This window comes from Photorhabdus namnaonensis, assembly GCF_001684335.1.
Taxonomy (GTDB): Bacteria; Pseudomonadota; Gammaproteobacteria; order Enterobacterales; family Enterobacteriaceae; genus Photorhabdus; species Photorhabdus namnaonensis.
The window spans coordinates 67,267-81,499 of record NZ_LOIC01000086.1; the positions used below are offsets into that span (position 1 = coordinate 67,267).

The 14,233-nt window shown below is 53.7% G+C and carries 1 protein-coding gene; it reads left to right on the plus strand.

The window, feature by feature from the left end; all coding sequences use genetic code 11:
- Positions 1-75: 75 nt before the first annotated feature.
- The coding region (locus Phpb_RS19055) for a non-ribosomal peptide synthetase (RefSeq protein ID WP_075489562.1) at positions 76-14,233 on the plus strand (14,158 nt) is incomplete at its 3' end.

Sequence of the window (14,233 nt, forward strand, 5' to 3'; positions counted from 1 at the left end):
GTAAGAAAGAAATATTGGTGATGGCTGTCGGGTATGACAGTTTTCAAATTTCTAACAGATTCGTTGAGGTAATAGATGAAAGGTAACATTGCTACAGCGGGAAATGTTCTTAAAGACCAAGCTCTCTCTCAGATATCATATGAAAATATAACTCACAATACGTATGATACATCGATTCCATCACGAATATGCGTTGTGGTGGGGGGAACGACCCTTGCGGTGTTCTGCGCCGAACAAATTCTGGCGGCTGGGCATACCATACAAGCCGTGCTATCTACTGATAGTGTTTTACAAACGTGGGCTGCCCAACAAGGGATTGTTTGTGTGAACTCGGTTGACGCATTACAAGAACACATCACGTCACAGCCTGTCGATTGGCTTTTCTCAATCGTCAACCCCATCATCCTGCCGGTGTCATTAATTGAACAAATTCGCGGCGGCGCCTTTAATTATCATAATAGTCCCCTGCCTCGCTATGCAGGTAGCCATGCAACCTCCTGGGCGTTGTTAGCTCGGGAGACTCATTACGCTATTTCCTGGCACTGTATTGAAGGCGGTGTGGATACCGGCGATATTGCTGTGCAATGGCCGGTATCGATTGAAGAACAGGATAACGCTTTCTCATTGAATCTGAAATGTTACCAGGCGGCTCAGAAAGGATTTGTCGAACTACTGAAAAATCTGGGTTGCGACGCACTGGCGACTTATCCTCAGGATCTCTCGCAACGGAGTTTTTATGCTCGGTCATGTCGCCCCGATTGGGGGGGATATTTGTGTTGGGAGCAGTCGGGAGAAGTCTTGTCAGCTTTAGTGCGGGCATTAGATTTTGGGGAGAATTATTTAAATCCATTGGGTTGCCCGAAACTGTTACTGAGGCAGGGTCCGGTACAAATTTCCTGGCTTGAGCGGTTGAACACGAGCTCCGAGGGGGTACCCGGTACGTTGATGAGTGTGGAGGAGGATGCCTGGCAGGTGACGACCGGCAGTGAGGATGTGCGGATTGGGGGATTCGCCACCCTTGAAGGGCAGTTGTTGTCTGCCAGAGAGCTTGCCGATGTATCGGAACTGAGACTGGGCAAACAGCTTCCTTTACTCTCCTCGCAACAAGCGCAGAATGTAAAAGAGACCCTTCAAACACTCGCACCCAGTGAATCATTTTGGTACGAGCGTCTTGCCGCGTTGCAACCACTCCAGTTGCCTTTTGAAATGATTGGGAAGCCGACAGAACCCCGCTGGGGAATCAGCCCCTGGCAGCCTTCATTGCTAAAAAACGCTGGAGAAGATCCATTACAGGCACTGTTGCAGGTATTCGTTATCTATCTTGCGCGTTTGACTCATCAGACTGAGTTCCAAATCGGCTGGTGTGTGAATGGGGCAGAAGATAAATCAGAGATATTGACCGGGTTGTCATCGGTGGCGCCGATGGTTGTTGAGGCGGCGTTTGATAAGCCGTGGTCTGTGGTAGCTGATTGGATGGATAACGAGCTTATCCGATTGGCGCGGCACCGCACATTTAGTCGTGATCTTCTCGCCCGCTCTCCTTCACTGCGGGCTATCCCTGAATTAAGAACAAGTCGGCCGTGGCAGATCGCCGTTTCTGTGATACAGGATGACCAATCGTGTGATCAGGCGGTATCCGGCGAATTGCTGACGTTGCAGATCAATGCGCAGGGTGGTTTCCGCTGGATCTATGATGAAAATCGCCTGAACCCGGAAGTTATTCTGCGGATGAGCGAACATTTGCAGGTGCTGGCGTCATCAAAAAGGGTGAGTGATGAAATTCCTGTAGGGCAGCTTAATTTGTTGCCTGAGGCTGAACGTCGGTTGTTGCTGGAAACTTGGAACGCGACTGAAACCGCGTATCCAGAGGCGTTATGCATTCATCAGTTGTTTGAACGACAGGTGGAGAAAAACCCAGAGGCAATAGCATTGATAGCGGGAGATAACACTTTCAGTTATATGGAACTGAATACTCGCGCCAATCGGTTAGCTCGTCAACTCATCGAACAGGGGGTGTGCCCCGGTGATCATGTCGCGTTTCTGCTAGCGCGTTCGATGGCGCTGGTGGTAGCCCAATTAGCGATTCTTAAAGCCGGAGCCGTTTATGTGCCGATTGATCCCAGTGTGCCGGATGAGCGGAAAAACTGGCTGATAAGTGATTGTTCCGCCAGATTACTGCTCACTGATACACAGGCGGATATTCCGGCGGATCTGGCGGTGCCGCTGTTTCTCCTCTCGGATGAGGCAGATACGGGTCGTGAAGAAGATCATCTTAACCTTGACTTACCGCGTTCCAGCACCGAATTAGCGTATATCATGTACACCTCCGGTTCTACCGGAACTCCGAAAGGGGTTTTGGTACCGCATCGTGCGGTAGTCAGGCTGGTTATCAATAATGGTTATGCTGAAATCGAACCGGATGACCGGGTGGCCTTTGCCGCTAACCCGGCTTTTGACGCCAGCACGTTTGAAGTTTGGGCGCCGTTGCTGAATGGCGGCGCATTAGTGGTTGTTGATCATGCCACTTTGCTGACGCCGCAGGCGTTTGTAGAAGCTTTACAGATTCAGCAAATAACGGTTCTGTGGTTAAGTGTCGGGTTGTTTAACCGTCTGGCAGCGGAACTGTCACTGGTTTTGCCGCAGATAAAGCTGCTGATTGTCGGCGGAGACGCCCTTGATCCCCATGTTATCGGCCAGGTACTGAACACCAGTCCGCCGCAACAGCTATTAAATGGCTACGGGCCAAGTGAAGGCACCACCTTTACCGCAACGTACCGAATCAATGCGGTCGCACCGGGAGCGACTAATATCCCGATCGGTCGACCGGTAGCCAACACGCGGGTTTATCTGTTGGATACTTATGGTCAGCCGGTGCCGCTGGGGGTGGTCGGAGAGATTTATGTGGGTGGCGATGGGGTGGCTTGTGGTTATCTTAACCGGCCTGAATTGACCGCCGAGCGTTTCCTGACCGATCCGTTCAGTGATAACCCGGATGCTCGCCTGTATCGCACTGGGGATTTGGCGCGTTATCTGCCGGACGGCAATCTGGAGTTCCTGGGCCGAAACGATCAGCAGGTTAAAATCCGTGGTTTCCGCGTTGAACTAGGGGAAATTGAAGCCCGGTTAGCAGAACATCCAACGGTGCGTGAGGCGGCGGTGTTGGTTTGGGGGGAAGGGCAGGATAAACGGCTGGTAGCTTATGTAGCGGCGGAAGCCCATGACGGGCTGGTGAACAGTCTGCGTACTCATCTGCAAGCTATTTTGCCTGACTATATGGTGCCGTCAGCTTTTGTGCGGCTGGATGCGTTTCCGCTAACGGCGAACGGTAAATTGGATCGTCGCGCACTACCGGCGCCGGACGATGAGGCTTTTGCCCGTCAGGCTTACGAAGCGCCTCAGGGAGAAACAGAAATAGCGCTGGCGGCGATTTGGCGCGAATTACTGGGGATTGAACAGATAAGCCGGTATGACAGCTTTTTTGCTCTGGGTGGTCATTCGCTACTGGCGATACGGGTGGTTGAGCGCCTGCATCACTTGGGATTGACGCTGACGGCGCGTGATCTGTTCCAGTCGCCGGTGCTGTCAGACCTGGCGCAAACATTGGGGCAGCATCAGACTGTGGCAGTACCGCCTAACGTTATTACGCCAGCAACTATGGCCCTGACGCCGGCGATGTTGCCGTTGATTGATTTAACTCAGGCTGATATTGACCGCATCGTCGGACAGGTGCCGGGCGGGATCGCGAATATTCAGGATATCTACGCCTTGTCGCCGTTGCAGGACGGTATTTTGTTCCACCACTTACTGGCAAACGAAGGTGATCCGTATCTGTTGACGGGGCAAATGGCTTTTGCTGATCGGGCGCTGTTGGATCGTTATCTGGCGGTGGTGCAACGAGTGGTTGATCGCCACGATATCTTACGTACTGCTTTTATCTGGCAAGGGTTATCAGTCCCGGCGCAGGTGGTCTGGCGTCAGGCCGCTTTATCGGTGACTGAACTGACATTAAACCCGGTTGATGGTCCGGTCAGAGAGCAGTTAATCCGGCGCTTTGATCCCCGTCAGCATCGTCTCGACCTGAGTGAAGCGCCGCTATTGCGTTTTGTCGTGGCGCAGGAAACTGATGGCCGCTGGATTTTGCTGCAATTGCTGCATCACCTGATTGGCGACCATGAAACAATGGAAGTGATGCACCGAGAAGTTCAGGCATATCTGACTGGTCAGGAGGAGAGCCTGCCGGCACCGGTACCTTTCCGCAATTTGGTGGCGCAGGCCCGGATGGGGGGGAGTCAGGAGGAACATACCCGTTTCTTTACCGAGATGCTGGCGGAGGTGGATGAACCGACGCTGCCATTCGGGTTGACGGAGGTGCATCGTGATGGTTCACAGGTGACGGAATCTCATCGGATGCTGGCGCCTGAGTTGAATACCCGTTTGCGCGGTCAGGCTCGGCGTTTGGGCGTCAGTCTGGCGGCGTTGTGTCATTTGGCCTGGGCACAGGTGTTGTCACGTACCAGTGGTCAGGAGCAAGTCGTGTTTGGCACTGTACTGTTTGGGCGTATGCAGGCAGAGGATGGCGCCGACAATGGTATGGGGCTGTTTATTAATACCTTGCCATTGCGGTTGAATATCGATGAGACTTCGGTGCGGGAGAGTGTACAGACTGCTCATACTCGACTCGCCGGATTACTAGCGCATGAGCATGCGTCACTGGCGCTGGCTCAACGTTGCAGTGGGGTCGCCAGCGGTACGCCGCTCTTTAGCGCCCTGTTGAACTACCGGCATAATGCCTTATCGGCAACGTCAGATGAACTGATTGGCGGTATTGAATTCCTTGGCATACAGGAACGAACCAACTACCCGTTAGTGCTGTCAGTGGAAGATTTTGGCGATGCACTGGGACTGACAGCTCAGGTAGTACAACCGTTTGAGTCGGAACGGGTATGCGGTTATATGCAACAGACGCTGGAGAGTCTGGTGGAGGCTCTTGAGCAAGCCCCGGATATGGCTGTTCGGACATTGGAAATTCTGCCGGAAGCAGAACAGACGTTGTTGTTAAAAAATTGGAACGCCACGGAAACCAACTATCCTGATGCATTATGTATTCATCAGTTGTTTGAACAACAGGCGGAGAAAACCCCTGACGCGACAGCATTAGTGTATGAAGATCAGACCGTTAGTTATGCCGAATTAAATGCCCGCGCTAACCGGTTGGCTCGTCAGCTAATCAAACAAGGGGTGTGTCCCGGTGATCATGTCGCGCTCTTGCTAGCTCGCTCAATGGAACTGGTAGTGGCGCAATTGGCGATTCTCAAAGCCGGCGCTGTTTACGTGCCGATAGATCCCAATGTGCCGGATGAGCGGAAAAACTGGCTGATAAGTGATTGCTCCGCCAGATTGCTGCTTACCGATACACAGGCGGACATTCCGGCGGATCTGGCTGTGCCGCTGTTTCGTCTCTCGGATGAGACAGACAACGAGCAAGATCGCCTTAACCTTGACTTACCGCGTTCCAGCACTGAGTTGGCTTATATCATGTACACCTCCGGTTCGACCGGGATACCTAAAGGCGTCTTGGTGCCGCATCGTGCGGTGGTCCGGCTGGTGATCAACAATGGCTACGCTGAAATCGAACCGGATGACCGGGTAGCCTTTGCCGCTAACCCGGCTTTCGATGCCAGCACGTTTGAAGTTTGGGCGCCGTTACTTAATGGCGGCTCGTTAGTGGTTGTTAATCACGTCACTTTGCTAACGCCGCTAGAGTTTGTACAGGTTCTACAGATTCAACGAATTACTGTTCTGTGGTTGAGCGTCGGATTGTTTAACCAGCTGGCAGAAGAACTGTCCCCGGTTTTGCCGCAGATAAGGCTCCTGATTGTCGGCGGAGATGCCCTTGATCCCCATGTCATCGGTCAGGTACTGCGCACGAATCCGCCACAACAGCTATTAAATGGTTATGGGCCGAGTGAAGGCACCACTTTTACGGCAACGTATCGAATCAATGCAGTCGCACCGGGAGCGACCAACATCCCAATTGGCCGACCGGTAGCCAACACGCGGGTTTATCTGTTGGATGCTTATGGTCAGCCGGTGCCGCTGGGAGTGGTCGGAGAGATTTATGTGGGCGGAGATGGGGTGGCTTGTGGTTATCTTAACCGGCCTGAATTGACTGCCGAATGTTTCCTTGTCGATCCGTTCAGTAATAACCCGGATGCCCGCCTGTACCGCACCGGGGATTTGGCCCGCTATCTGCCGGACGGCAACCTGGAGTTTCTGGGCCGTAACGATCAGCAGGTTAAAATCCGTGGTTTCCGCATTGAACCAAAAGAAATTGAGGCCCGGTTAGTCGAGCACCCAACGGTGCGTGAAGCGGCGGTGTTGGTACAGGGGGAAGGTCAGAATAAACGGCTGGTGGCCTATGTAGTGGGATCAGTGGATGACGGGCTGGCAGACAGCTTGCATACTCACTTGAGCGCCATTTTACCTGACTACATGGTGCCAACGGCCTTTGTGCGACTGGATGCTTTTCCGTTGACGCCGAACGGTAAGTTGGATCATCGGGCTTTACCGGCGCCGGACAAGGAAATTGTTGCTCGTCAGGTTTACGCTGAACCACAGGGAGAAACAGAAATAGCGCTGGCGGCGATCTGGCGTGAATTATTGGGCATTGAGCGGATAAGTCGGGATGACAGCTTTTTCGCCTTGGGTGGTCATTCGTTGCTCGCTGTACGTATGATTGGACGCTTGCGTCACTTGGGATTGACACTGACGGCGCGTGATCTGTTCCAGTCGCCGGTGTTGTCAGATTTGGCGCAAACATTAGGACAGCATCAGGTTGTGAAGGTGCCGCCTAACGTCATTACGCCAGCAACCACAGAGTTGACGCCGGCAATGTTGCCGCTGATTGATTTGACTCAAGCTGATATTGACTGCATCGTCGGGCAGGCGCCGGGAGGGATAACCAATATTCAGGATATCTATGCCCTGTCGCCATTGCAGGATGGCATTTTGTTCCACCATTTGCTAGAGAATGAAGGCGATCCCTATCTATTGTTCAGTCAGATGGCCTTTACTGACCGGGGGCTGTTGGATCGTTATCTGGCCGCGGTTCAGCGGGTGGTTGATCGCCACGATATTCTGCGTACCGCTTTTCTCTGGCAGGGATTGTCAGTCCCGGCGCAGGTAGTTTGGCGTCAGGCCACTTTATCGGTGACGGAACTGACACTAAACCCGGTTGATGGTTCGGTCAGTGACCAGTTAACCCGGCGCTTTGATCCTCGTCAGCATCGTATTGATTTGAGGGAAGCTCCGTTATTACGTTTTGTGGCGGCACAAGAAACTGATGGTCGTTGGGTCCTGTTGCAATTGTTGCATCACCTGATTGGCGATCATGAAACGATGGAAGTGATGAACCGTGAAGTACAGGCGTATCTGGCAGGTCAGGAAGAGAGCCTGCCTGCGCCGGCGCCTTTCCGTAATCTGATCGCGCAGGCCCGGTTGGGGATGAGTCAAGAGGAACATACCCGTTTCTTTACTGACATGTTAGCGGAGGTAGATGAACCCACATTACCGTTCGGGTTGACGGAAGTGCATCGTGATGGTTCGCAGGTGGCTGAATCTCACCGGATGCTGGCGCCTGAGCTAAATAACCGTTTGCGCAGTCAGGCCCGACGTTTGAGTGTGAGTCTGGCGGCCTTGTGTCATCTGGCCTGGGCGCAGGTGTTGGCGCGTACCAGCGGACAAGATCAAGTGGTGTTCGGTACTGTGTTGTTTGGGCGTATGGCGGCGGGAGACGGGGCTGACAATGGCATGGGGCTGTTTATTAATACCTTGCCGTTGCGATTGGATATGGATGAAACCCCAGTACGGGAGAGTGTACAGACCGCCCATACTCGATTGGCCGGATTACTGGCGCATGAACACGCGTCATTGGCGCTGGCGCAGCGTTGTAGCGGCGTACAGGGTGAGATACCCCTGTTTAATAGCTTATTGAACTATCGGCATAATACTTTGCCGGTAATGTCAGATGATTTGATGAGCGGTATTGAGTTTCTTGGCGCGCAGGAGCGGACCAACTATCCGTTAATGTTATCGGTAGAGGATTTTGGCGATGCTCTAGGGCTGACGGCTCAGGTCGTGCAGTCGCTTGATCCGGAAAGCCTATGCGGTTATATGCAGCAAGCGCTGGAGAGCTTGGCGACAGCGCTGGAACAGGCCCCGCAAATGCCGGTACGCCAGTTGGAAATTCTGCCGGAAGCGGAGCGTACCCTGCTGTTAACAACCTGGAACGCCACGGAAACCCCTTATCCTGACCCGTTGTGCATTCATCAATTATTTGAACAACAGGTGGAGCAAACCCCTGACGCGACAGCGTTAGTGTATCAAGAGCAAACCCTCAGTTATGCCGAATTAAATGCCCGTGCCAACCGTCTGGCCCATCAGCTTATCGCATTGGGCGTCGCACCTGACCAACGGGTGGCGATTTGTGTGGCGCGTTCACCGGCAATGGTGGTGGGATTGCTGGCGGTAATGAAAGCGGGCGGGGCTTATGTGCCGTTAGACCCGGCTTATCCTGGCGCGCGTCTGGCTCATATTTTGACCGATGCCGCCCCGGCCGTGGTGCTGGCAGATGAAGCTGGCTGGGTTGCACTGGGTGAGGAAGCGCTGACCAGACTGACCGTACTGAACCCGAATGCCTTGCCTGAACAACCGGATGGTAATCCACAGGTACCGGGGCTGACTTCTCGTCATCTGGCCTATGTGATTTATACCTCCGGTTCCACGGGGGCGCCAAAAGGGGTGATGATTGAGCACCGCAATACGGTTAACTTCCTGTACTGGGCTAAGCAGGCTTTTGGGGCGGAAGAGATCCGCGAGGTGCTGTTCTCAACGTCGATGAATTTCGACCTGTCCATCTTCGAATGTTTTATGCCGTTATCTCGCGGCGCGGCGATTTATCTGGTGGAGGATGCGCTGTCATTGATGCAGCAGGCCCTGCCGGTGACCTTGATTAACTCAGTCCCGTCCGTGATGAAACCGTTATTGCAGGCTCGGGCGCTGATGGCGTCGGTTCATACGGTCAATCTGGCGGGGGAACCGCTCAAAGGCGCCTTAATTGAACAGATTTTCAAAGACACGCAAATACAGCGGCTGTGTAATCTCTATGGACCTTCTGAAACGACGACCTATTCTGCCTGGCTGCCGATACAGCGAGGCGACCAGATTATTGAAAGTATCGGCCGTCCGATAGCCAACACCTGCCTTTACTTACTGGACGAATATGGTCGACCGGCGCCGTTGGGGGTGGTGGGGGAAATTTATATCGGAGGCGCGGGCGTGGCGCGTGGCTACCTCAATCGCCCTGATTTGACGGCGGAACGGTTCCTGATTGATCCGTTTAGTGATGTGCCGGGTGCCCGGATGTACCGCACCGGGGATTTAGCCCGTTATTTGCCGGACGGCAATCTGGAATTCCTGGGCCGTAACGACCAGCAGGTTAAAATCCGGGGCTTCCGCATTGAACCGGGGGAAATTGAATCCCGGTTGGTGGAACACCCGGAGGTGAGTGAATCGGTGGTATTGGCGCAAGGGGAAGGGCAGGAAAAACGGCTGGTGGCTTATGTGGTAGCGGAAGCCGATGAGGGGTTGATTAACCGTTTACGCGAACATCTGAGTATTCAGTTGCCTGATTACATGGTGCCGGCGGCCTTTGTACGGCTGGATGCACTGCCATTGACGCCGAACGGTAAATTGGATCGTCAAGCGTTACCGGCGCCAGACAATGAAGCCTTTGTCCACCAAGTTTACGCCGCGCCCCAGGGAGAAACAGAAATAGCGCTGGCGGCTATCTGGCGTGAATTGCTGGGGATTGAGCAGATAAGCCGGTATGACAGCTTTTTTGCTCTGGGTGGTCATTCGCTGCTGGCGATACGGATGGTTGAACGCTTGCGTCATCTGGGATTGACGCTGACGGCGCGTGATCTGTTCCAGTCGCCGGTGCTGTCAGACCTGGCGAAAACGTTGGGACAGCATCAGGCAGTGATAGTGCCGCCTAACGTCATCACTTCGGCAACTACGACCCTGACGCCGGAAATGTTGCCGCTGATTGATTTGACTCAGGCAGACATTGACCGCATTGTCAGACAGGTGCCGGGCGGAGTGAGCAACATTCAGGATATCTATGCCCTGTCGCCGTTGCAGGACGGTATTTTGTTCCACCACTTACTGGCAAACGAAGGCGATCCCTATTTGTTAGTCGGCCAGATGGCCTTCGCCGATCGGGCTTTGCTGGACCGTTATCTGGCGGCAGTACAACAAGTTATTGACCGCCACGATGTTTTGCGTACCGCCTTTATCTGGCAAGAGTTGTCTGTGCCGGCTCAGATCGTCTGGCGTCAGGCGCCTTTATCGGTCACTGAGTTGGATTTAGACCTGGCGGATGGGCCGATTGGTGAACAACTGATTCAACGTTTTAATCCCCGTCATTATCGTATTGAGTTGGATCAAGCGCCATTGTTGCGGTTTGTGGCGGCACAGGAGACGGATGGTCGTTGGGCGGTATTGCAACTGCTGCATCACCTGATTGGCGACCATACCACGCTGGATGTGATGAACAGTGAGGTTCAGGCGTATCTGACCGAACAGGAGGAGAGTCTGACTTCCCCGGTCTCTTTCCGTAATTTAGTGGCTGAGGCCCGGTTGGGAATGAGTCAGGAGGAACATACCCGTTTCTTTACCAAAATGTTGGCGGAAGTGGACGAACCCACGCTGCCATTCGGATTGACGGAGGTGCATCGTGATGGTTCACAGGTGGCGGAATCCCACAGGATGCTGGCGCCTGAACTGAACGACAGTCTGCGTGGACAGGCCCGGCGTTTGGGGGTCAGTCTGGCGGCATTGTGTCATCTGGCTTGGGCACAGGTGTTGGCGCGTACCAGCGGGCAAGATCAAGTGGTGTTCGGTACTGTGCTGTTTGGGCGTATGGCGGCGGGAGACGGGGCTGACAATGGCATGGGGCTGTTTATCAATACCTTGCCGTTGCGGTTGGATATGGATGATACCCCAGTACGGGACAGTGTACAGACCGCCCATACTCGATTGGCCGGATTACTGGCGCATGAGCATGCTTCATTGGCACTGGCTCAACGTTGCAGCGGGGTTGCCAGCGGTACGCCGCTCTTTAGTGCGCTATTGAACTATCGGCATAATGCTTTGTCGGCAACGTCAAATAAACTTATCAACGGTATTGAGTTTCTTGGAGGACAGGAGCGGACCAACTATCCGTTAATACTAGCGGTGGAGGATTTTGGCGAATCCTTGGGGCTAACGGCGCAGGTCGTGCAGCCGTTTGATCCGGAAAGTCTATGCGGTTATATGCAGCAGGCATTGGAGAGCTTGGCGACAGCGCTGGAACAGGCCCCGGAAATGCCGGTACGACAGTTGGAAATTCTGCCGGAAGCGGAGCGTACCTTGTTGTTAACAACCTGGAACGCGACGGAAGCCGCTTATCCTGATCAGTTATGTATCCATCAGTTGTTTGAACAACAGGTGGAGAAAACTTCTGACACGATCGCGTTAGTGTATGAAGAACAAACTCTCAGCTATGCGGAATTAAATGCCCGTGCTAACCGGCTGGCTCATCAGCTTATTGCGCTGGGCGTAGAGCCAAACCAGAGGGTGGCGATTTGTGTGTCACGTTCACCGGCAATGGTGGTGGCGATATTGGCGGTGCTGAAAACCGGTGGAGCTTATGTGCCGTTGGACCCCGCTTATCCGGGCGAACGTCTGGTGCATATCCTGCATGATGCGGCGCCGGCAGTGGTGCTGGCGGATAAGACCGGCTGGTCTGCATTAGGTGAGGAAACGCTGACCAGACTGACAGTACTTGACCCGAATACCTTGCCTGATCAGCCGGACAGTAATCCTCAGATACCGGCGCTGACTTCCCGGCATTTGGCCTATGTGATTTATACCTCGGGTTCGACCGGTGTGCCGAAAGGGGTGATGGTTGAACATAGTTCACTCTTAAATCTACATGGCACGCTGACAGCGCGGGTGTTTGCGCCTTCATCTGCCTCTTACCGGGTTAGCCTGAACGCGAGTATGGCGTTTGATGCGTCATTGCAACATATACTGGGTCTGTTGAATGGCTATACGCTGGTGATTGTTCCACAAGATGTGCGAGTCGATGGGGCCGCCTTATTGCAGTTTTTAGCCACCACAGAGCTGGATGTGCTGGACTGTACGCCAATGCAATTAGAGATGTTGCTGGCGGCGGGGTTGTCTCACCATAAAAAAGCGTTGACGCTGTTGATTGGGGGGGAATCCATATCCACACAAATCTGGCAGACGATAGCCGGTATACCACAACTGACGGCCTATAATGTCTACGGCCCGACAGAATGTACCGTGGACACGACGTTGGCCTGTATAGATCCGTCGCATCCTTATCCGACTATCGGTCGTCCGCTGGATAATGCCCGTCTTTATTTATTGGATAACGATGGTTACCCTGTGCCGTTGGGGGCGATAGGGGAATTGTACATTGGCGGTGTTGGTGTGGCGCGTGGCTACCTCAATCGCCCTGACTTGACGGCTGAACGTTTCCTGTCTGACCCATTTAGTGATAAACCCGATGCCCGCATGTACCGCACCGGGGATTTAGCCCGTTATTTGCCGGACGGTAATCTGGAATTCCTGGGCCGCAACGACCACCAAGTGAAAATCCGCGGTTTCCGCATTGAAACGGGAGAAATTGAATTCCGGTTGGTGGAACATCCCGCGGTGAGTGAATCTGTGGTATTGGCGCAGGGGGAAGGGCAGGACAAACGGCTGGTGGCTTATGTGGTGGCGGAAAACCATGAGGGGCTGGTAAATAGTCTGCATACCTACTTAGGTACCGTGTTACCGGATTATATGGTGCCGTCAGCTTTTGTGCGTCTGGATGCGTTTCCGTTAACGCCGAACGGTAAATTGGATCGCCGAGCGCTACCGGCGCCGGACGGCGAGGCTTTTGCACGTCAGGTTTACGAAGCGCCCCAGGAAGAAATGGAAATGGCTCTGGCGACGATTTGGCGTGAGGTTCTGGGGATTGAGCAGATCAGCCGGTATGACAGTTTCTTTGCTCTGGGCGGTCATTCGTTGCTGGCGGTGAGGATGATGAACCGGATAGCCGCTTTGGGTATCGAACTGCCATTAACCACCCTGTTTAAATCCCCTTCGTTAAAGGCATTCGCGGAGGTCATGCAGGCCCGGAAGGGGCAATCGGATACTATCCTGCCAGCTATCGTGCCGATATCCCGCGAAGGAGAATTACCGTTATCATTTGCTCAACAGCGCTTGTGGTTCCTGGCGCAGCTTGATGGCGTTAGTGAAACTTATCATATCCCGATGGCCCTGCGTTTGAGTGGGCAATTGGATATCATGGCCTGGCAGAAGGCGCTGGATACCTTATTTGCCCGTCATGAAGCGTTACGCTCGGTCTTTGTCTCTATTGATGGTCAACCACAGGTGCGGTTGTTGGCGCCGAATAGTGGCTTACTGTTATCTCAATATGATCTACGCGGGATCCCGGATGCTGATGTTGTTCTTGAGCGTCTAACCGTGGAGGAGGCTCACGCATCATTTGACCTTGAAAGCGGCCCGCTTATCCGTGCGGCGCTCATCCAGCTCACTGATGACGAATATCAGTTTTTGCTGACTTTGCATCACATTATTTCCGATGGCTGGTCTGCCAATGTGCTGATACAGGAGTTGAACACACTCTATACGGCGTTTATGGCCGGGCAATCCGATCCGTTGCCGCCGTTGGCGATTCAGTATCCGGATTACGCCGCCTGGCAGCGTCAGTGGCTGTCGGCTGAACGAATTCAGGCTCAGTCTGACTATTGGCGTGCAATATTGTCTGACGCGCCGGTTCTGTTGGATCTGCCGACAGATCGGCCTCGTCCGCCGGAGCAGGCGTTTGCCGGAGATGCTGTGCCGGTTAACTTGGATGTTGAATTAACGACCGCCCTTAAGCGCCTGAGTGAGCAGCAGGGCGTCACCTTATTTATGACGCTGTTGTCAGCCTGGGCGGTGGTTCTGTCACGTTTATCAGGTCAGGACGATGTGGTGATTGGCACCCCGAGTGCCGGCCGTAGTCGTCAGGAAGTAGAGCCGTTGATTGGCTTCTTTGTCAATACGTTGGCATTGCGCATGGATTTATCGGGTGAGCTGACCGTGACTGAGTTGC